Here is a 19,915-nt window from a genome sequence, read left to right as displayed (position 1 = left end):
AAGGCAATTCCCGACGGCCTTGTCTCTCCCCCACCCACCCCCGTCCCCATGACCACCGCTGTGAGGTCCCGACATGCCTTGCGCTTCCTCCTCCACTCCCCCGCTTCTGCCGTTCGCCCCGACCTCAGTGAGGTACTGACATGCGCCCCTCCCGTGACCACTTGCGATCCACGGTCGGCGAGTACCTCGCCCGACACGCCGGCGAGCGCGACACGCTCTCCGGCCTCCTCGCGGCGCTGGACGCGGAAGCGGACCCCACGAGCCGTGCCGCGCTGCCCGGCCACATCACATGCAGCGGCGTCGTCATCGACGCCGTCGGGCGCGTCCTGCACATCGAGCACAAGGCCTCCGGGCTGCTGCTCACCCCCGGCGGCCATGTCGAAGCGGGCGACGACACCCTGCTCGCGGCCGCGCTGCGGGAGATCGCCGAGGAGACCGGCATCCCGTCCTCCTGCCTCGTCCTCACACCGGAGTTCGGGCGCGGGCCGATCGACATCGACGTCCACGGAATCGAGGCCAACGGGCTGAAGGGGGAAGGGCCGCATCAGCACTACGACTTCCGCTTCGTGTTCCGTCTGGCGGCCGAGAGCCCCGATCTCACTCTCCAGGAAGAGGAAGTCGCGGGGGCTGTCTGGCTGCCGCAGGACGGGGTCCGGTCGCCGACACTGCGCGCGAAGCTCCGCGACGCCGCTCTGGAGGGCCCGATCACGCCCGTGAACGCCAGCGCGGTGATCCACGACGGTCAGGGCCGGTACCTCCTGCACCTGAGGGACGTGAAGCCCGGCATCTGGGCGCCGGGATGCTGGGACCTGCTCGGCGGCGGCCGGGAGCCGGATGACGCCACCCTGCTCGACACGGTCGTCCGCGAGCTGCGCGAAGAGGCCGACTTGGAGATCCCCGGCCTCCGACCGTACGCGATCAAGCACGTGACCGGCACCGACGGAACCCTCGTCCCCGTTCAGCTGTTCACCGGCGAATGGAACGGTGACCCCGGCACGCTGACGGTGGCCGAAGGCCAACTCCTCGCCTGGCGAAGCCTCGAACAGCTGCCGTACCTGACGATGCTCCCCTCCACACGGAAGTTGCTCGAACGGCACGCCTTCGAACATCCTGCCGACGACACCGCGCACAGGCCGGTGAAGACCGTGACCGCAGCGGCGCCCCCTGGCACCGAACCCCACATCGTCGGCGTCCACCTCGTCCTCGAACAGGACGGCAAGGTCCTGCTGGGCCGGCGCCATCCCGACTCGGCGTACGCGGGCGGGATGTGGCACGTCCTCGCGGGTCACTGTGAGTACGAGGCAGCGACCGCATGCCTGGTCCGCGAGGCCCACGAGGAGGCGGGGCTGGTTCTCAGCGCGGACGACCTCACCCTCGTCCACATGGTGCACGCGGTCGACCGCCCCGGTGACCGGCCCAGGATCCAGCTCTTCTTCCGCACGCGTGCCTGGGAGGGCACACCCGAGCTTCGGGAGCCGGACAAGACCGTCGCCTGGCAGTACTGGGACATCGACGACCTCCCGGACGCGCTCGTCCCCTACACCCGCGCGGCGATCGAAGGCATCCAGGCCGGCCGCCCCTACACGGAGATGGGCTGGTCACGGTGACCGACTTCTCCGCCGTCGGCGCCGCCTACGCCGAACATTCCGACAGCGCCCGGGGCCGACTCCGCCACGACCTCGTCGAGCGCCGCCTGCGCGCCGAACTGCCCACGTCACCCGTACGGATCCTGGACGTGGGCTGCGGGACCGGCGAGATGACGATCCGACTCGCCGCCGCCGGACACCAGGTGACCGCAGCCGACCCGGACCCCCGCATGCTGGCCGTCACGGCCGACCGCCTCACGGCCCTGCCCGGGCTTCGTGACCGCGTGGAGCTGGTGGAGGCCGGCGTCGACAGCCTCCCCTCCGGCCGTGAGGGGTTCGACGCGGTCTGCTGCCACGGCGTACTGAGGTACCTGGACGAACCCGGTGAGGCGCTCGCCCGGCTGACCGAACAGCTCGCCCCCGGCGGCCTGCTGAGCATCCTCGCCAAAAACCGCCGGGCCATCGGCGTACGCGAGGCCCTGGCCGGTGACTACGAGAGCGCGCACCGGCTCATCGCCTCCGAAGCGGACAGAAGCCCCGGCAACCTCGGCCTGGAGACCCGCGGCGACACCGCCGAAACCCTCGACGAGCTTGCGGCCGGGCACGGTCTCACACCGCTGCCCTGGCAGGGCGTACGGATCTTCCACGACCACCTCGACGACACCTGGGCTCCGGGAAGAGCCGCGTACGAAGCGGCCCTTGAGCTGGAATGGGCCGCCTCCTGGCGCAGCCCTCACCGGGACATCGGTCACCTCGTACACGCCCTGGCCCGTCGACCGAAGCGGAGCCGCTCGTGACGGCCCCCGGTCCTCCGCAGACCGCCGCCCTCGCCGCCGCCTTCCCGGTACACGCGCCGCCACTCGCCGAAACCGCCCCGCACCTCATCCCGGCAGGACTGCTGGAGGAACCTCACCGGTCCACCTCGCCCGACCATCACGCCCACGACCTCCACGCCGGCAACCGCCCCGTCCCCCACGAAGGACGATCCTCATGCCTCTTGATCTCCAACCCGACGCGACGAGCAGTCGTCGTGCCGCCATGGTCGACCGCCTCACCTCCACGGGAACCCTGACCGACCCCCTGCTGCGCGACGCCCTGCTCCACGTGCGCCGCGAGACGCTCCTCCCCCACGCCTACCTCCGGGTCAGCGGCCCGGGCACCGATCCGATCGACTGGCGCCTCCTCGACGGCACCCACCCCGACGACCGTGAAGAGTGGCTCGACCTGATCCACAGCGACGAGTCGGTCCTGTTCCAGCGCGACGGCGAACCTCTCGACGCGCTCACCCGCGGTCCGTTGACCGGCGGCCACATGACCTCCATGTCCACCTACACCCCCGCCACCGTCGAAGCCCTCCAAGCCCTCGGCCTCGAACCGGCCCACAGCTATCTGGAGCTCGGGCCCGGGCCGGGAGTCTCCCTCGCCCTCGCCGCCACCATCACCGGCCCCGGACGCGCCACCGGCGTGGAGCGGGACGAACACATGGCGGCCTTCGCACAGCGGAACCTCGACCACCTCGACGTCGGCGCAACAGTGATCGAAGGGGACGCGCTCGAAGGGCACGAGAACCGGGCCCCGTACGACCGGATCCACTCCGGCATCGGAGTGCCGTGCGTCCCGCCGGCTTGGGTGGAGCAGCTCGCACCCGGGGGACGGCTGCTGACCACGCTCGCGACCCGTACGCCGAGCTGGCCCGGACAGCTCCTCGTCACCCGCACCGACACCGGCCGGATCGAAGCCGTCCTGCGGGGCCGGCCGCGCGGGTACCGGCCGATGCTGGGATACCGGTGGCTGACCGCCCTGGACCACCGGGCACGGATCAAGGCGTCCCCGGGCACGGCGCGGCCTACCCGGCTCACCCCGCCACCGGACGACGCCTACGGCTTCTGGCTCGCCGCCGCCTACCTCGCTCCGGGCCTCGTACGGGACTTCCAGGCGGAGACGATGACGATCGTCGCCCCCGAGGACGACTCCTGGGCCGTGGCCGGCCCGGGCGACGGCACCGTCCACGTCCATGGGCCGCGCGACGTGTGGACCGAACTCGAGGACCTGTACGCCCGCTGGGTACGCGCCGACCGCCCGGACACGTACCGACTCGACCTCTCCGACGACACCGGGATCCAGCACGTCACCTCCGATACGGGACCGAAGGCGCTGAGCTGGTCACTGCCGCCGCTCGCTGTACTCCCCCCGCCGAGGCTGTGAAGGCACTCCTCATCCATCACACCAGCCGCAGCCAGACAGGAGCTGCCCATGCCCACCGACAGGCCCCTCTTCGTCCCCGAGCCGACAGCCTCACCCTGCCGACCTGAATAGTCGCAGGTCAGCGAGGTACGGATGGCTCGGAGTACGGCGCTGACATGTCGGGGCGAACAGCGGGCTCTGCGCATGAGAAGCCAGGGCTTGAATCGGGCGAAAGCCCGTTCGCCGGGGTCGTGTGATCGGGCGTGGTCGCGGTCGAACTGCTGCTCCTGCTCATACATCCGCTGACCAGCCCATTTCACCCGTCCACGCAGAATGGATGAGGTTCAGTACCCCTCGGTGATCTGGGCTCCCTTGTATCGCGGTCTCGGTGCCGGATTCCTGGGCCATCGGGCCTGTCCATGCGGGATGATCACCTCATGGGCAGAGTTATCGATCTTGACGAAGTGGCTGCGGTTCTGGCTGGCCAGACTGTGGTCCGGAGGTCGGCTGCCCTCGAAGGGGGCCAGGTGACCTGGAGGGATGCCGAGGCGTCGTGGCCCCAACCCCTGGAGAACGACAGATCTCGGGCCCATGCCCCCGACTCGGTGACGGCATCGCCGGAGTAGGAGTTCACAGTGATGCCACGCGGTGATATCTGGGTGGATTTCGGTCTCAGCGGGCTTGCCAAGTGGCTGTCCTCGCCTCCCGCGAGCGGTTTGGATCCGCGTGAGGTGGTCGGGGAAGCCGTCGAGTGAGGGGAGGGGGCCTACGCTTCCACCCTGCTCTCCGATGCCGAACGGCTCCTCGCGTCATCGTTGGCCATCGAGGTCATCAACATTCTGTGGAGTGCCGCGGTGAGGCGACCGTACCTGGAAGAGACTCCGGGGCTCGACAGAAGGGCGTGGCTGCGCGAGATCGTGGGGGTGGTCACGGAGCGGTACGACGTGGCGGAGCTGAGCGCACTTCACGGCGACGGCGGGCCGGACGCCGGTCCGGCGCTGCGGACCGACGTTCTGGCGGAGATCGAGGTCATGGCCGCCCCCTTGGCCGCCGCGACCGAGAGTGACCGGTACGGCCTCGTCCGCGGTGTCGTGCCTGCTCTGCGGCGTCTCGTCGACGAGGTCGACCCCGACCTCGGCTTCCGTTTCTTCCTGAGGGCCCTGAAGGCCTACAGAGTCCCGATCACGGAATCCCGCTATCTCCGGTATCACGAACTCGGGGAACGCCTCGGCTACCACGAGCTCGTGGTGGACGACGGCTCGCTCTGGGTAAGGGACGAGGGAGAGGCCCCGCCGGCTTCATCTTCTTCTGCGGCTCCGGCAACGCCGACACCAGAGACTTCTGCACGGTCTCGTAGCTGATGCCGTACTTCCGGATGAGCGCCCGCAACGGCATGCCAGTCCTGCATCACGGCGGATCGCCGTGATGCAGATCGCCCCTGGGCTTCGGCAGCACCCGGGCCCCCTCGTCATACAGGGCACAACCATGGTCCCGAAGTAAGCACCCCGGCGCTCTCAAAAGTCCTTTCTGGCACAGACCTTGGGGAGCGGTCGCGGGAAGTCATCGCGGCGTTCGAGGATGAGGGTGTCCTATCTCGTCCAGTCGATGCGTCTGCCCAGCGAATCCAGTTGCTTGGCTGGCGCAGCCCGCCATTCAGCCGTTCGAATGTTCGCGGCGCAGGTGCTCAGAGCGGGACTGGAGGATGTCCAGGGCCTCGTGGATCGAGCAGCCGAGGTGGTCTCGGAACAGCTTGATGGCCTTGATGGTCATGCCGCTCAGGATCTCTTTGTCTGCGAAAGAGAGCGGGCCGGCCGTCCAGGGGGCGGACGCAGGGTCTCCTCCTGGCCAGTCGACGTCGGTCAGGGTGGCGAGCAGGCGGCCGTCCGAGAGCGCCACCGCCACATCCACGCCGCGAGCCGCCTTCTCCGTGAAGGCAACGGGTGCAGTGTGGTCCAGGAGGAAGACGAAGTGCTGGGCTATACGCTGCCGCCACTCATCGAGCTCGCCGTCGCCGTCCAGGCGCAGGTTGGAGTTCCAGGCCGCCTGGGCGAGAACCGATACGAACAGCCCAAGAAAATCCGACTTCAGCAGGTCGTCCGCGTGCTCGATCAGAATCGCGAGGTCCTGGTTCCCGTGGCCGGGACCGTGCCAGTCGTGAAGGCAGTCCACGAGCGCGTCCCAATTGTGGCCGAAGTAGCCAAGGAACGACAGCTCCCGGGCGAAGGTACGGAAGACGGCCGCCGGATCCCGCATTTCCCGGCCGTCCAGCCTCAGGACCAGACCGTTTCGCTGCACGAGCGCGGCCGTTTCCGACGCCAGCCATGGGTCGGCCGGGGAGGTGAACACGACCCATGGGGAGCGGTGTTCCGTCAGAGTGGGCTTGGTCATCATGGGTGAGATCCTTGCACGGCATTTACTCGGAGCCCGAGCGATTAAAAGAGGGAAGATCGTGCTCAACGAGCACCGTCCGCCCAGATCAGGAGGCTGCCGATGGCCATCGCCCATGCGAACGGACAGCGGGAGGGTTGAGCTTCGGCGCCGTCCTTGTGTTGCGGGGCTACTGCAGCAGGATCATCTTCCGCAGCAGATGGAAGCCAGGTCGTCCGTAGAGCCGCCTTTTGATCTTCTTGATGCGGTTGACGGCGCCCTCGATGCTGCCGGAGCTCCAGTGGCAGGACATCCTTCATACCGGCGTGGTCGTCCTCGCTCAGGGCGGTGGGGTGACGGGTGAGCCAGCCGGTCGCCTGCCGCACCGTCGGCGGCCGCGGTGGTGCGGCAGGCGGAGCCCCGCGCGAGGTGGCGATGTGCGCTCGGCCATGCCGTAGGTGACCGGAGCCTGCTCGGCGACCGGCTCACCGTGGAGGTGACGCTGGTGCCTCCCCGGCGAATCGGCGCTCCAGGTAGGGCTTGCAGGGGTCCAGTCTGCTGGGGCGGGGCCGGTTGTCGCTGATGGTGCCCTGTCATTGTGTTGCGTTCGCGTACCGGATGACGGCGTTGAGGCCCCAGCCCAGGTGCCGGACAATCACCCGGCGTGAGTGGCCTTGGGCGAGCATCTCGTGGACCAGGGCGTGTGCGGCCTTCTTGCGCTCGGCCCGCCGAGTAGCCTCCGGCAACATGCTGCTGGGCGTCGGGTTGCGCAGGCAGTCACGGTGGGCGGCGACGCAGGTCTCCACGGCCCGGCCGAGGCCCTGCCACAGGTGGAATCGGTCGGCGACCTGCCCAGCATCGGGAGCGCCGCGCCGGGCGTCTTCCGCGTAGGCACCGGCCCGGTCCCGGCAGGTGATCTCCACGCCCAGCGCCCACCGAGTACCGAACTGCGGATCAGGCAGCGACACGGCCCTCCGTACAAGGCCATCCATCCCGCGCGGAAACCGAACTGGCAGCCAGCCCGGCGAACCTCCGGCACGGGCAGTCCGCCGACCCGCAGATGAAGCGCCGGACCGTCAGCCAGATCACAAAGCCCTGCACAGCGAGCGGAAGACCCTTCAGCCTGCGCTGGTAACGATCGTGGACCCGGTCCGAGAAACAGACCGCAATCCGGACACGCCGCCGCGGTCGTGCGGCCTCCCACCACCACCTCGACCGTGCCGAACGCGGCCATAACCGCCTCGACCTCCACATCGCCGATCACAGCGAACACCAGCGAGCCCCAGAACGGCGCATCGGTCTGCATGACCAGCACCATCACCGTCCACAACCGACCAGAGCAGCGAACGGAATACACCTGAGGGAGCATCATTTTCGGCTGTGCAGCGACAAGCCGTACGCCGTCTCACCCGAGCCCGCCCCTCACAATCGAACATCGAGGTGACGCTCCGCTACGACTCCCCAAGATCTGTGCCAGAGCCCGTAACTCACCAACAAAATCAGGTGGCTGTGCAGGCGAGAAGCAATAGCGGGTACCGGCGGCTGCGGAGAGCAGCAATGGATCGACCGGCCTCGATATGCCGCCGAGTTCCGGGAGCATGGCGCGCAGACGCGAGGCCGTTCAGGGGAGGACTGCCGGCAGGGGCTTGAGCGATGAAGAAGAGCCGGGCGGACAACGGCCGTGGCAGCGGTCGCGCGTAGGGCCTGTCTGGCAAATGATCACCTGGTTGATTCACGAAGCCAAAGGATCAGCGAGGCCAGGACGACTCCGGTGCGGTAACGGTTGGCGAGCTGTCGAACCTGGTGGCGATCACACGGAACTACTTGAGCCGGGTGAAGCATCGTTCGACCACGTTGCGGTCGCGGCGTTCGGGAATCGTGGCAGCAATGCCCGGCGCCGCGACATGTTGCGGACAGCCCAGCTGGAATACGCCTTGTCGCCCACCACCCGCGTCGGCGTCGCGCGCGGGCGGCCCGTGGCGATGCGTGGGATGCGGATCTTGTCGAGGACCTGGGCGGACGCGGTGGCGTCGTTGGCGTTGCCGGGCGTGAGCACGATCGACAAGGGCAGACCCCGGCCGTCGACGGCGGGGTGGACCTTGGCGGTCAGTCCGCCGCGGGAGCGACCGAGGGCCTGGCGCGCCTGCGAGTGGCCCGTATCCTCCATTTCGGCCCTGCCTGCGGCCCCCCTTTTGTGTGCGTCGGCAGCGTGTTGATGAGCCCGCTTGATCGTGGAGTCGACGGAGACGGCTCACTTCACCCGGCCCACCGCGTCGTCGTGGACCTGGACGTGCTCCAGCAGCTTCGCCCGGGTCCCGTCCGCCTCCCGGCGGGCGAACCGCTCGTAGACGGTCGGCCAGGAGCCGTACCGCTCGGGCAGATCGCGCCGCGGAGCCCCGGTCCACAGCCGCCACAGCGACCCATTGACCACCTGCCGGCGATCACGCCACGGACGCCCACGCCCATCCACCCGCGGCAACAGGGGGCTCAATCCGCCCCCTCACCTCGACCTGCTACAAGATCAATTATCAGGCCGGCTATAGAGTCCCGCCTGTGGCGAATCATCAGGACGAGACCAAGGCGGCCTACGACGGAGTCGTCGAGCTGTACGCATCGCTGTTCGCAGACCGGCTGGAGACAAGGCCGTTCGCCCGGGCCATGATCGGCACCTTCGCCGAACTGGTGCGCGCGACGGGCAATCCGCGGGCAGCGGACGTCGGGTGCGGGCCCGGACATCTGACAGCCATGCTGCACGAACTGGGTCTGGACGCCTTTGGACTCGACCTCTCCCCCGGCATGGTCGACCACGCCCGGCGGGCCCATCCGGCGCTGCGCTTCCAGGAGGCGCGGATGGAGTCCCTGCCGATCGAGGACGGCGTGCTCGGCGGCGTACTGGCCCACTACTCGATGATCCACACCCCTCCGGGGGAACTGCCGAAGCTGCTCGCCGAGCAGGTACGCGTCCTGGCGCCGGGCGGTCTGCTCCTGGTCTCCTTCTTCGGGACCGACGGACCGGAGCCGGTCCGGTTCGACCACAAAGTGGCGCCTGCCTACAGCTGGCCGGCGGACCGCCTCGCCGAACTGCTGGCCGATGCCGGGCTCGTTCCCTTCGCCCGGCTGCTCCACGATCCAGCCTCCGAACGGGGCTTCCTCGACGCCCACCTGCTGGCCCGCCGTTCGTAGGTCCTGCACGGCAATACCCGCCAGATGTCGGCGCGCCTCCGGACTGCCGACTGGGCAGGTGCTCGCTGATCCGACGCGAATCGTCGGACAGGCCCTGGCGGTAGCCCAGGGGCAGCTGGGTCCGGAGGCCCAGTGGGCCAGAGGGTTTCATCTCAGGGCCGATCCCCTCAGGGCACAGATGACACGCCGGTGAAGAGCCTTCGCGTGTTGATGATGATCCTGGGCGGTATGCAGGCCGTCCTCGGACTTGCTCTGCCGACCGACGGCGTGGCCATCGCCACCGCCATCTGGGGCGATGGCGACGCCTCGACCCCGTGCTGCACCACGCCAGGCGAGACTCAGTCCGGGATCATCGGATTCGCCCTGGCGTTCTTCGAGGTGGTGCTCATTCTGGGACTGGTCCGGCTCGCGCCGGCCATCCCGGCAATCGTCCGCTCCAACCAGCCGGAAAGCCATGCGTGGTTCAGTCATCAGCCCCTCTGACGCGGGACCACCGCAGCGGAACCTGGGCACCCGTTACGCGGCCTAGAGGTCCTGACAAAGCCGTTGGACGTGGCGGTGGGTGATGCGGCAGATGGCGAGGCCGAGGAAGGCTTCGTGGATGTCGTCGCGTCGTTCCCATCGGACGCGTAGGCGGCGGAAGCCATGGAGCCGGGCGGCGGTGCGTTCGACGACCCAGCGGAGGGGATCTCCGCGGGCAAGGGCATCAGTTGGGTGATGTCGTTGCGGTTCCCGCCGGTCAGCGACACCGCGAGCGGGATGTCCTGGCCGTCGACGATCAGATGGAGACGATCCCACACGTCGGCCTCGTTCCACGCGGCAAGGCCCCGCCGGCACGTCATGCCGGATCCGGAGCCGAGCGCCTGGGCAGGTACTCCCACTGGATGCCGGTGTGGAGAACGAACGGGATCCCGCACAGAACCTGCCGGTCGGGCACCTGCGTCCGTCCCGCCACCGGTTTCGGCACCGGGACCGGGACCGGGACCGGGAGTAACGGCTCGATGAGGGGCCACAGTTCGCTCAAGACGGTCCACGGCCGGGAGTTCCCCTTCTCCGCGAACGGACCGACGAGCAGCCAAGCCGACGGTCATACGGTCAACGGCTTCTGTCAGGAGTTCCAGGAGACGAGTTCGTGACGTACGTGCCGAGGTCGTCGGCCTCGACGACGCCCGGGAGTGAGCCGCCTTCGCGCAGCGGCGTCACGCAGCGGGTTGCAGTGGCTTCGGTGAGCATCCCGCCAGGCTGTCCGCACTTGGCCGTAGCCCACGCGTGGTCGCCTGTCAGTCCGCAATCTTCCGGGGTCCCTCGGGGTGGCCCCGCTGTTACGTTCCCGAGCGTCGTCCCGCTTCGACCCGGAGGTCATGTTGAGCGCGAAGAACCCCACCCGTCGGAACATCCTGAAGGCAGCCGGAGGCCTTTCTGCCGCGATCGCCGTGGGCGGTGGCGGCGTCCTGGCCTCGGCGGCGCCTGCCGCTGCCGTCGGGGACGGCTTCGGGCTGCGGATCGTGGACCGCAACGAGGCCGACTCGCGCATGTGGTACTACCGCTTCCAGACCAGTGCGATCGGATGGAACCCCGGGGTCAACGTGCTCCTGCCGGACGACTACCACTGGAGCGGACGCACGTACCCGGTGCTCTACCTCTTCCACGGCGGCGGCACGGACCAGGACTTCATCACCTTCGACCGCGAGGGCGTCCGCGACTGGACCGCGGGCCGGCCGATCATCGTCGTCATGCCCGACGGTGGGCACGCCGGCTGGTACTCGAACCCGGTGAGCTCCAATGTCGGCCCGAGGAACTGGGAGCAGTTCCACATCTCCCAGCTGATCCCGTGGATCGACGCGAACTTCCGTACGTTCGCCGAGTACGACGGCCGTGCCGTGTCCGGTTTCTCGATGGGCGGCTTCGGTGCGCTGAAGTACGCCGCCAAGTACTACGGCCACTTCGCCTCGGTGAGCGCCCATTCCGGTCCGGCCAGCCTGCGCCGGGACAACGGCCTGGTGGGTCACTGGGCCAACGCGAGCTCCGCGGCGCTCGACCTGAACGGCGGCACGATCTACGGCGTGCCGTTCTGGGACGAGGCCCGGGTCAGCGCGGACAACCCGGTGCAGCGGATCGAGAGCTACCGCAACAAGCGGGTGTTCCTCGTCGCCGGCACCAGCCCCGACCCGATCAACTGGTTCGACACGGCCAACGAGACCCAGGTCCTGGCCGGGCAGCGGGAGTTCCGCTCGCTCCTCGGCAACGCGGGGATCCCGCACGAGTGGTACGAGCTGCCCGGCGGCCACTTCATCCGCCACGACATGATGCAGCGCGACATCGACGGCGTCATCGACCGGCTCCGCAAGGCGTGATCCGATGCGTTCCCGACCTTCCCTGCGCGCGCTGCGGTGGCTCCTCGCGGCGGCGGCCGCCCTGCTGCCGGCGCTGGTCGCCACGACCCCGGCCGCGGCCGGGACCGCCGGCTCCGCCACGGCGTGCCCGGCCGCCGGCTTCGTGAGCCAGCCGTTCCACCCGGGCCACAACGGCGTCGACATCGCCAACGACGTCGGTACGCCGATCTACGCGGTGGGCGACGGCGTGGTGACCATCTCCGGCTACACCGGTGACTACGGCCAGTGGATCCGGATCCAGCACCCGGACGGCAGGACCTCCGAGTACGGGCACATGTACCAGCGGGACGTCGAGGTCGGCGAGCACGTCGTCGCCGGCCAGCGGATCGCCCTCATGGGTGCCGAGGGCAACGCGGACGGCCCCCACCTCCACCTGCGGATCTGGGGGGACCTGTCGTACTCGTACGGCATCGACCCCGAGGTCTACCTCGCGGAGGGCGGCGTGGTGCTGCCGTGCATCCCGGGCAGTGGTCCGCGCCCCAAGCCGCTCGTGTACCCCGCGGAGTCGGGGCGGGTGGTGTCGGCGCGGTCGGCCGACGGGCGACTTGAGGTGTTCGCCGCCGGCGCGGACGGCGTCCACCACGCCTGGCAGCGGGAGGCGAACCGCGACTGGTCGGAGTGGGAGCGGCTGGGCGGGCCCGTGAACGCCCAGCTGGCGATCGCTCCGAACGAGGACGGCCGCCTGGAGATGTTCGCCATCGACGGGACGGTCTTCCGGCACCGCTACCAGCTCGCTCCGTCCGGCGTCTGGTCCGGCTGGGAGGACTTCGGCGGCGGCGGTCGCGACATCGCGGCCGGCGTGAACGCCGACGGCCGCATCGAGGTCTTCGCCTCCGGCCCGGTCGGCGTGTTCCACCGGTACCAGCTGACGCCGAACGGCGGCTGGTCGGCGTGGGAACCGACCGGCGGCGGGCCCGCCGACAGCCGTATCGAGATGGAGAAGTCGCCCGACGGGCGCCTCGAGGTCTTCGCGCTCAACGGCAGCACGTTCCAGCACCAGTACCAGACGGACCCGAACGGCGGCTGGTCCGCGTGGGGTGACTTCGGCGGCGGCGGTCACGACCTCACGGTCGACCACAATGCCGACGGCCGGATCGAGGTCTTCGCCTCGGGCCCGGTCGGGGTGTTCCACAAGTACCAGACGGGTACCAGCAGTTGGTCGGGATGGGAAGGCACCGGCGGCCCCGCGGACTCCCAGCTCAGCAGTGAGCGCACGGCCGACGGCCGCGTCGAGGTCTTCGCCATGAACGGCGACACGGCCATGCACGCCTGGCAGACCGGGGTGAACGCGCCGTACCACTCCTGGGAGGCCTTCGGCGGGGGCGGTACCGAGGTCACCGCGACCTCCAACGCCGACGGCCGGATCGAGGTCTTCGGCACCAACCCCACCGGCACGTTCCACATCTGGCAGACCGGCTTCTCGGCCTGGTCACCGTGGGGTTGGGTGAACAGCACCGCGGGACCCGGCCTCAGCTGATCCCCACCGGCCGGCCCCCGAGGTCTGATCCCCACCGGCCGGTCCCCGAGGTCTGATCCCCCGACCGCCGCCACCCGTCCGCCCCGCGGCCGGCCGAGCCCTCACGGCGCGGCCGGCCGCGCGGTTCCCCTGGAGACCTTCATGCTTCCGATCAGCAGACGGAACCTGCTGCGCGGCGCCGCCGGACTCGGCGCGCTCTCGGTGCCGGGCACCGCCGCCCGCGCCGTGGCCGCGACGGCCGGGGCCGTCCCGCCCGCCCGGTGGATCGGCGCGGGCCCCTTCGCCCATGCCTACGATCCCTCCACCCCCGCCGGGCCGCGCTATCTCAACGACCACACGCTGATCCAGGCCCAGGGCCGCTGGCATCTGTTCAGCATCGTGGGGAACAGCGCGCCGCGCGGCGAAGTGCCGGACAGCTCGGCGGAGACCTCCTTCGCCCACGCCTCCGCACCGACCCTCCAGGGCCCGTGGACCCCTCACCCCGACGCGCTCACCGTCGCCCCGTCGTACTTCGGCGAGGAGCACCTGTGGGCGCCGCACGTCGTCGAGGCGGGCGGCCGGTTCTGGATGTTCTACGCGGCGGGCGGTGCGGGCGGGGCCGCCATCAACCTCGCGACCTCCACCGACCTGTTCACCTGGACCCGCGAGCCGTCCGGGCCGCTCTTCCGGGGACTGGCCGCCCGCGACCCGATGGTCCTGCGGGTCGGCGGCGAGTGGGTCATGTACTACACCGAGCTCTCGGGCCCGGGCGGCCACCACGTCGTGGCCTGCCGGCGGTCCGCCGATCTGGTGCGCTGGAGCGAGCCGGACGTCGCGTTCACCGACGCGAGCACGGACTCGACCGTCTCGGTCACCGAATCTCCGTACGTCGTCGAACGGGACGGCTGGTACTACCTGTTCATCGGGCCGCGCAACGGCTACACGGGCACCGACGTGCTGGCCTCGCGCGACCCCTTCCGCTTCGACCTCACCGGCCCCGCCGGCCATGTGCCCGGTCACGCGGTGGAGGTGGTCGCCGACGGGGACACGTGGTTCGCGAGCGCGGCGGGCTGGTTCGGGCAGGGCCTGTACGTCGCGCCCCTGGAGTGGCGGGACGCTCCCCCGCCCTGGCAGAGCCCGGACAACCCGGTGGCGGGACTCGACGTGGCCGGCCGGCTCACGGTGTTCGCGCTCGACGCCGCCGACCGCTCGATGCTGCGGCGCGTCCAGCTCGACGCGAACACCGACACCTGGTCGGAGTGGGAGGCCTTCGGAGGGCCCGCCGGAGCGGTTCCCACCCTGGGACGCAACAGCGACGGCCGCCTTGAGGTGTTCTCGCTCGCCCCGGGCGGGGTCAACCTGCACCACCGGACGCAGCGGCCGGACGGCGGCTGGGACGACTGGGAGGAGTTCGGCGGCCCGGCGGGCGCGGCTCCGGCCGTCACCCGCGACGCCGCCGGCCACCTGGAGGTCTTCGCGTCGAGCCCGGGCGCCGCCTCCTTCGCGCGGCGGCGGCAGCGCTCACCCGGTTCGACGGCCTGGGACGCGTGGGAGCCGGGCTTCGGCGGGGCCGCGGGCGCCCCACCGGCGGCGGCGGCCAACGCCGACGGCCGGTTGGAGGTGTTCGTCCTCGCGGTCGGCGGCTCCGGGATCCGCCACCGGTGGCAGGAGTCCCCCGGCGGTGCCTGGACCGGCGCCTGGTACCCCTTCGGCACCGCGGCCGGTACGGCGCCGCGGGTGGCCCGGGACGGCAGCGGCCGGCTCACCGTGGCCGCGATCGGACCGTCCGGCGCGGGGACGTTCTTCCGGCGGCAGACCGTGCCGAGCGGCGGCTGGGACGACTGGCAGCCGCTGTTCGGCTGGAGCGCCGCCGCCCCGGCGCTCGCCCTCAACGCCGACGGCCGTCTGGAGGCGTTCTCCCTGTCCCCCGGCGGTGCCCGGCTCGACCACCGCTGGCAGGTGACGCCGGGCGGGAGCTGGGACGCGGGCGGGGAGTTCGGCGAGCCCGGGACCCTGCTCGCGGCCACGCCCTCGGTCGCCGTCGACGCCACCGGGCGGATCCACGTCTTCGCCGTCACCTCCGAGGGCCGGATACGGACCCGCGTCCAGGACCGGCCGAGCGGCGGGTGGCGGTCGTGGACGGCCTTCGGCGACCGCCCGGTGGCACCTCTGGTGTCGGGCAGTCCCGCACTCTGAGTGCGGGCCGCGCTGCGCTCCGTATGGATCGCGCCAAGTACGGGGAGACGAGCGGACGTTCGGCCGACTCACGAACCCCCCGGATCGCCCCTTACTCCCCTTCGGGCGCCGTGACCTACCCCACCTTGCTCACGGCGTCCACCGTCCTCTGATCCGCGGTTCCTTCGATCTCGCAGTCCCTCGCACGTTTGAGCTGGGATGCTGCGACCACCACGAGGGCTGGCAGACCCATCGGGAGGCGCCGGTGGCCTGCACGGTCGGTCCCGGCCGAAGTGGCCGAAGCACGCCGGTGAACTCTACTGACTGGTGAGTATCGTTCCGCTCGTCCGACAACCGCTGACGGGACGAAGAGGGGGAGCGGTGAGCGGCGTAGTCGTTCATCTGCCGCGGGGAAGCGGTGGCGCCGACGGCGGCGAACCAGGCGGGGACGCGGTCACGTTGCGGCTCGGCCCCGGCCAGGTCGCCCGCTTCGGGCGGGGATCCGCGACGACCCCGGTCGAGCTCCGCCTCGCCGACGCGGCGATCTCCCGGCTCGCCGGGGAGATCCGCGCGACCGACGACCACTGGCAGCTGACGAACCACAGCACCACCCACAGCTACCTGGTGGAGAACCCCGAGGGAGCGGGCGAGTACCTGAGGGTCTCGCCGCGGCGCGTGGGGGCACCCGTCCCGTTCGAGTTCTCCCGTGTGGTGCTGCCCACCCGCGGCGAACTCGCGGTCTCCTTCCAGGTGTTCGCGCCCGACCACGTCTATCTGGACCCGGACGCGATGGGCGCGCCCTGGGGCAGCCGTACGGTCACCGCGTACTCCCTGGACGAGTCGGCCACGTACTTCCTCGTGCTCGTCGCGCTCTGCGAGCCCCGGCTGCGCGACCAGTCCCGCGTGGCGGTCCCCACCACTCCGCAGATCGTCGAGCGGCTCAGGGGGCACGTCACCGGCGGCACGCTGACCGCGCGGGCGATCAGCTCGCACATCGACTACCTCTCCGAGGAGAAGCTGCGCATCGGAGTCCTCGACGCCCAGGAGCCGGGCAAGGGCGACCGCCGCAACGGCAAGCGGGAGGAGATCGTCGGGCTCGCGCTGCGGTTCGGCCTGGTGCGGGAGGAGCATCTCGCGCTGCTGCCGTCCCTGGCGGGGGGCGGCGGGCGGGAGCGGCAGAGGCCGCGATGACGGTGTCGCACGGCCCGCACGACACGACGGGACTCGACCGTACGGAGCTGCTCCCGCCCGGCCACCGGGTGGGCGACTGGGTGGTCACCGAGCTGATCGGGTCCGGGGGCTGGTCCACGGTGTACGCGGCACGGCCCGCCGGGCGTCGCCACGACGGCGACGGCCGGGCGCCGGAGCCCACCGAGGTCGCGCTCAAGATCATGCCCACCGCAGGGCTCGCACCGCGGCAGGCGCGCAGGATCGTGGAGTCCGCCCGGCGCGAGGTCGAACTCGGGCGCAGGGCCGGGCATCCCCGGCTGATCGGCCTGCGGGAGTCCTTCGTCCTCGCCGCCCCGGAACTGCCCGCCCTGGACGGGGCGATCGTGCTGGTCATGGAGCGGGCCGCCGGCAGTCTGCGCGAGCTCCTCGACGCGGGGGTGTCCGAGGCCGATCGCGGCCGGCTGATCGCGGGGATCTGCGAGGGCCTGGCCCATCTGCACCGCTCGGGCTGGGTGCACGCCGACCTCAAGCCGGAGAACGTCCTGCTCGGCCGGGACGGTTCGGTCAAGCTCTCGGACTTCGGCCTCGCCACGGAGCTGACCGGGACGCACGGGTACGTGCCGCCCATGGGCACCCTGGACTACCTCCCGCCGGAGCGCTGGCGGGCGCCCCTCGGGGAGCTCGGCGTGCAGGTCCGGCCGAGTGCCGACATCTGGGCACTGGGGGTCGTCGTCCACGAGGTGTTCGCATCGGGCGCCTCACCGTTCCCCGGCGCCACACCCGTGGCGCGGGGCGCCGCCGTGCAGGAGTACGGCGAGGGGCGCGCGCCGCTGCGCATGGACCCCGCGGTGCCGCCGTTCTGGCGGGCCCTCGCCGCCGACTGCCTGGCCCCGACGCACGTGGCGCGCGCCCCGCACACGGCCGAGAGCCTGCTCGCCCGCATCCAGGCCCGCGGGCTCACGCACGCCACCGCGGAGAAGCACGACACGGGACCGCGGCGGCGGAGCCGGATCCGTGCGGCGGTCCTGGCCGCCGTGCTCTGCGGGACCGCCGGGGCGACCCTGTGGTCGGACGCCGTACGGGAGGACGCGTCCGGTCGTCGTCCCGACGCGGTCAGGATCTTCAACGCGGAGCGGGGCTGTCAGGACCGGACGGACAGGGACCCGCAGTGCAGTCTGGGCCTGGCGATCGACCCCCTGCGGCCGTACGCCGCGGGCAACGTCGTACCGACCCGGGTGTGGCACGGCGACGTCCTCACCGCCGACTGCCTGCTGCCCGACGGACAGCCCGTCATCGACGAGGAGGACCTGCAGTCCACCCTCTGGTTCCGCGTCCGGCTGCCGCACGGCTCCGCGTACCCGACGGCCTGGCTCCCCGCCGTACGCACGAAGGACCGTCCGGCGCTGCCGGGGTGCCCCCGGCCATCGGCCGGACCTCCGCAGCACGGAGGTCCGGCCCCGGGACCGAGCGGGCCCTAGTCGATCGCCGGCCCGGAATCGTTCAGCCAGCCCCATTCCGCCCAGGTGGTGAAGCCGGTCTGCCACCGGTGGTAGACACCGGCGTGGCTGGTGCCGAACACCTCGATGCGGCCGTCCGCGTTGTTGCCCGCGCCGATCTCGGTGCCTCCGCCGCCGAAGGTCTCCCAGGCGGAGTACGCGGCGTTCGGGCCGGTCTGCCAGGTGTGGCTCGCGGTGGCGGAGTTGATCGCGAAGACCTCGACCCGGCCGTCGACCGAACGCGAGGTGGTCAGCTCGGCGTTCGAGATCCCGCCGGTGCCCGTCCACGCCGACCAGGAGGTCGGGTTCGTCTGCCAGCGGTGGAAGACACCGCTCGCGTTGGAGGCGAACACTTCCAGACGGCCGTCCTGGTTGTGGCTGACGGCGACGTCGTGCCCGCCGCCGCCGAAGTCCTCCCAGGCGGACCAGCCGCCGTTGACCGCGGTCTGGTACAGGTGCCCGAACGTCGCGTCCGAGAGCGCGAACACCTCGAGGCGCCCGTCGGGCGCGTTCTCGACGGCGAGCCGCGAGTCGGCCGGGCCGCCGCCGGTGCCCTCCCAGTTCGCCCAGCCGCCGCTGGGAGCGGTCTGCCAGCGGTGGAACACGCCGTTGGCGTTGGAGGCGAACACCTCGATACGGCCGTCGGCGTTGCTGCCCGCCGCCAGCCGGTATCCGCCGCCGCCGAAGTTCGCCCAGGCGGACCACCCCGCGCTCGGCCCGGTCTGCCACATGTGGTCGAACGTGCTCGCCGAGAGCGCGAACAGTTCGAGGCGGCCGTCCGCGTTGGACGCGACCGCCAGCTGCGCGTTGCGCGGGCCTCCCTCGAACCGCCACTGCGACCAGGCGCCGTTCACCGCGGTCTGCCAGGCGTGCCAGACGCCGTCGGCGCCCGCGGCGAAGGCTTCGAGACGTCCGTCGGCGGACCGCCCGGACACCACCCGGCCCGAGCCGTACGGGTGCCTGGGTCCTGCGCTCATGCCGGACCACAGCGCGTTGGCGATGGTCACGGCGTCGCCCGCCTCGACCCCGTACAGGTAGCGCAGGTCCTCCCGCGGCCGCTGGACGTGCCAGCAGACCTCGCCGATCGCCTCGTCGTTCCAGGAGCCGCCCGGATACTGGCTCTCCATCGCGTCGAGGAAGGCGTTGGTGGCGTAGACCGGGTCGAGACGCTGCTCCTTGGTGCCCCACCAGTCCTGCTGCTGGAACAGTCCGATGCTGGTGTAGTCGACTGCCTGGGAGTAGTTGTTCATGCTGCTTTCCACGATGATCGTGGCGATGGCGATGGCCGCGGCCTTCTCGTTGAGCCCGCGGTCCTTCACCGCCTGCGTCACCATGCGCGCGCAGGACATCTTGTAGGCGTCCAGATAGCCGGCCATCTTCGCGTTCAACTGCGGATTGAGCTGGTCGGCCAGGACACCGTCGGTGGCCGACGGTCCAGCCGGGTCACAGGGCTCCGTCGGGATCGCGAACCCCTCCGGGCCACTGAAGTACCTGGAAACGCCGTGCCGGTCCTTGGCCGGTTCCGGCACCGGCCGAGCGGTGGCCGCCGGGGCCGCCATCCCGACGGCAAGCGCCCCGGCTCCGGCGGCGACGACCAGTCGGGTGAGCACGCGGCGTAAGAAGTCTCTTGCCATCACGGGCCTTTCTGTCACGGAGTGAGGGGGAGAGCCCGTCGGCAAGGTAATGGCGAGAGAACCGGGAACGGCATCCGGAACGATCCGGAGTGACATCACCGTCGAGCACCGCCGACCCCGCTCAGGACGTGCCGGGCGTCCTGGTGCGCCCTGCCGGGGCAGGCCAGGCGACCGCGCCGGGCCGTACACGGACACACCGGAGCCATCGACGGCATCGCCGGATCGGTGACCCGGGCCGCGTTCGCGGCCTGGGCCACCCAGTTGCCCATGG

17 protein-coding genes and 1 pseudogene are annotated in these 19,915 nt (G+C 70.9%); 11 read left to right on the top strand and 7 right to left on the bottom strand.

The genetic code is table 11. From position 1 onward, the window contains the following. Positions 1-161 precede the first annotated feature (161 nt). The 4 genes from ACFYUS_RS22995 to ACFYUS_RS22980 all read left to right on the top strand — a co-directional run bounded on the left by ACFYUS_RS22995 (position 162) and on the right by ACFYUS_RS22980 (position 5,131). Positions 162-1,607: an NUDIX domain-containing protein gene (locus ACFYUS_RS22995; protein WP_388854959.1), complete on the top strand. Its 1,446-nt coding sequence runs from the start codon at positions 162-164 to the stop codon at positions 1,605-1,607. Then, positions 1,604-2,383: a class I SAM-dependent methyltransferase gene (locus ACFYUS_RS22990; RefSeq protein ID WP_388854956.1), complete on the top strand. Its 780-nt coding sequence runs from the start codon at positions 1,604-1,606 to the stop codon at positions 2,381-2,383. The genes ACFYUS_RS22995 and ACFYUS_RS22990 overlap by 4 nt, the downstream gene beginning before the upstream one ends. 193 nt (positions 2,384-2,576) lie before the next feature. Beyond that, positions 2,577-3,791, top strand: coding sequence for a methyltransferase (locus ACFYUS_RS22985; RefSeq protein ID WP_388854953.1), 1,215 nt, complete (start codon positions 2,577-2,579; stop codon positions 3,789-3,791). A gap of 794 nt (positions 3,792-4,585) precedes the next feature. Then, positions 4,586-5,131: a hypothetical protein gene (locus ACFYUS_RS22980; RefSeq protein ID WP_388854950.1), complete on the top strand. Its 546-nt coding sequence runs from the start codon at positions 4,586-4,588 to the stop codon at positions 5,129-5,131. A 292-nt stretch (positions 5,132-5,423) separates the two neighbouring features. Here the strand turns inward: ACFYUS_RS22980 and ACFYUS_RS22975 are convergent, their stop codons facing one another. From ACFYUS_RS22975 to ACFYUS_RS22960, 4 genes and pseudogenes are all read right to left on the bottom strand, one after another. After that, positions 5,424-6,161, bottom strand: a complete 738-nt coding sequence (locus tag ACFYUS_RS22975) for a barstar family protein (protein ID WP_388854947.1) — start codon at positions 6,159-6,161, stop codon at positions 5,424-5,426. Between the two features lie 166 nt (positions 6,162-6,327). Then, positions 6,328-6,450, bottom strand: coding sequence for a hypothetical protein (locus ACFYUS_RS22970; RefSeq protein WP_388854944.1), 123 nt, complete (start codon positions 6,448-6,450; stop codon positions 6,328-6,330). Positions 6,451-6,730: 280 nt separating this feature from the next. Further along, positions 6,731-7,105, bottom strand: a complete 375-nt coding sequence (locus tag ACFYUS_RS22965) for a transposase (protein WP_388854941.1) — start codon at positions 7,103-7,105, stop codon at positions 6,731-6,733. Between the two features lie 763 nt (positions 7,106-7,868). Further along, positions 7,869-8,628: pseudogene (locus ACFYUS_RS22960) on the bottom strand (IS5 family transposase); the annotation flags it as partial. A gap of 62 nt (positions 8,629-8,690) precedes the next feature. Here ACFYUS_RS22960 and ACFYUS_RS22955 point away from each other — a divergent pair. Together ACFYUS_RS22955 and ACFYUS_RS22950 are read left to right on the top strand one after the other, a co-directional pair. Beyond that, positions 8,691-9,320 carry a class I SAM-dependent methyltransferase gene (locus ACFYUS_RS22955; RefSeq protein WP_388854938.1) on the top strand — a complete coding sequence of 210 codons (630 nt, stop codon included), beginning with the start codon at positions 8,691-8,693 and terminating at the stop codon, positions 9,318-9,320. Between the two features lie 204 nt (positions 9,321-9,524). Continuing rightward, positions 9,525-9,803, top strand: a complete 279-nt coding sequence (locus tag ACFYUS_RS22950; protein ID WP_388854936.1) for a hypothetical protein — start codon at positions 9,525-9,527, stop codon at positions 9,801-9,803. 42 nt (positions 9,804-9,845) lie between these two features. Here the strand turns inward: ACFYUS_RS22950 and ACFYUS_RS22945 are convergent, their stop codons facing one another. Together ACFYUS_RS22945 and ACFYUS_RS22940 are read right to left on the bottom strand one after the other, a co-directional pair. Next, on the bottom strand, positions 9,846-10,118 hold the full coding sequence (locus ACFYUS_RS22945) for a transposase (RefSeq protein ID WP_388854933.1): 273 nt from the start codon (positions 10,116-10,118) through the stop codon (positions 9,846-9,848). 40 nt (positions 10,119-10,158) lie between these two features. Beyond that, positions 10,159-10,287 (bottom strand): transposase, encoded by a 129-nt coding sequence (locus ACFYUS_RS22940; RefSeq protein WP_388855188.1) that lies wholly within the window; start codon positions 10,285-10,287, stop codon positions 10,159-10,161. 397 nt (positions 10,288-10,684) lie between these two features. On the opposite strand from ACFYUS_RS22940, the gene ACFYUS_RS22935 reads away from it, so the two are divergent. The 5 genes from ACFYUS_RS22935 (at position 10,685) to ACFYUS_RS22915 (ending at position 17,992) form a co-directional block, all read left to right on the top strand. Next, positions 10,685-11,674, top strand: a complete 990-nt coding sequence (locus ACFYUS_RS22935) for an alpha/beta hydrolase-fold protein (RefSeq protein WP_388855186.1) — start codon at positions 10,685-10,687, stop codon at positions 11,672-11,674. Between the two features lie 4 nt (positions 11,675-11,678). Beyond that, positions 11,679-13,190: a peptidoglycan DD-metalloendopeptidase family protein gene (locus tag ACFYUS_RS22930; RefSeq protein ID WP_388854930.1), complete on the top strand. Its 1,512-nt coding sequence runs from the start codon at positions 11,679-11,681 to the stop codon at positions 13,188-13,190. Positions 13,191-13,331: 141 nt separating this feature from the next. Beyond that, a complete protein-coding gene (locus tag ACFYUS_RS22925) occupies positions 13,332-15,365 on the top strand; it encodes a family 43 glycosylhydrolase (protein ID WP_388854927.1) in 2,034 nt (677 codons plus the stop codon). Positions 15,366-15,725: 360 nt separating this feature from the next. Further along, positions 15,726-16,535 (top strand): serine/threonine protein kinase, encoded by an 810-nt coding sequence (locus tag ACFYUS_RS22920; protein ID WP_388854924.1) that lies wholly within the window; start codon positions 15,726-15,728, stop codon positions 16,533-16,535. Further along, positions 16,532-17,992 carry a serine/threonine-protein kinase gene (locus ACFYUS_RS22915; RefSeq protein WP_388854921.1) on the top strand — a complete coding sequence of 487 codons (1,461 nt, stop codon included), beginning with the start codon at positions 16,532-16,534 and terminating at the stop codon, positions 17,990-17,992. The genes ACFYUS_RS22920 and ACFYUS_RS22915 overlap by 4 nt, the downstream gene beginning before the upstream one ends. Here ACFYUS_RS22915 and ACFYUS_RS22910 read toward each other — a convergent pair. After that, complete coding sequence (locus ACFYUS_RS22910; protein ID WP_388854918.1) at positions 17,989-19,644, bottom strand: peptidase M23; 1,656 nt, start codon at positions 19,642-19,644, stop codon at positions 17,989-17,991. The two genes, ACFYUS_RS22915 and ACFYUS_RS22910, sit on opposite strands and share 4 nt — an antisense overlap. Between the last annotated feature and the right edge of the window lie 271 nt (positions 19,645-19,915).

It is taken from the genome of Streptomyces sp. NPDC004284 (assembly GCF_042874035.1).
Taxonomy (GTDB): Bacteria; Actinomycetota; Actinomycetes; order Streptomycetales; family Streptomycetaceae; genus Streptomyces.
The sequence above is the reverse complement of the archived record's forward strand: the minus strand, read 5'-3'. Positions and strand labels throughout refer to the sequence as shown.

Coding starts and splice junctions, on each gene's coding strand:
- ACFYUS_RS22930 (WP_388854930.1), top strand. CDS start 11,679: ATGCGTTCCCGACCTTCCCTGCGCGCGCTGCGGTGGCTCCTCGCGGCG.
- ACFYUS_RS22915 (WP_388854921.1), top strand. CDS start 16,532: ATGACGGTGTCGCACGGCCCGCACGACACGACGGGACTCGACCGTACG.
- ACFYUS_RS22975 (WP_388854947.1), bottom strand. CDS start 6,161: ATGATGACCAAGCCCACTCTGACGGAACACCGCTCCCCATGGGTCGTG.
- ACFYUS_RS22985 (WP_388854953.1), top strand. CDS start 2,577: ATGCCTCTTGATCTCCAACCCGACGCGACGAGCAGTCGTCGTGCCGCC.
- ACFYUS_RS22970 (WP_388854944.1), bottom strand. CDS start 6,450: ATGTCCTGCCACTGGAGCTCCGGCAGCATCGAGGGCGCCGTCAACCGC.
- ACFYUS_RS22910 (WP_388854918.1), bottom strand. CDS start 19,644: ATGGCAAGAGACTTCTTACGCCGCGTGCTCACCCGACTGGTCGTCGCC.
- ACFYUS_RS22925 (WP_388854927.1), top strand. CDS start 13,332: ATGCTTCCGATCAGCAGACGGAACCTGCTGCGCGGCGCCGCCGGACTC.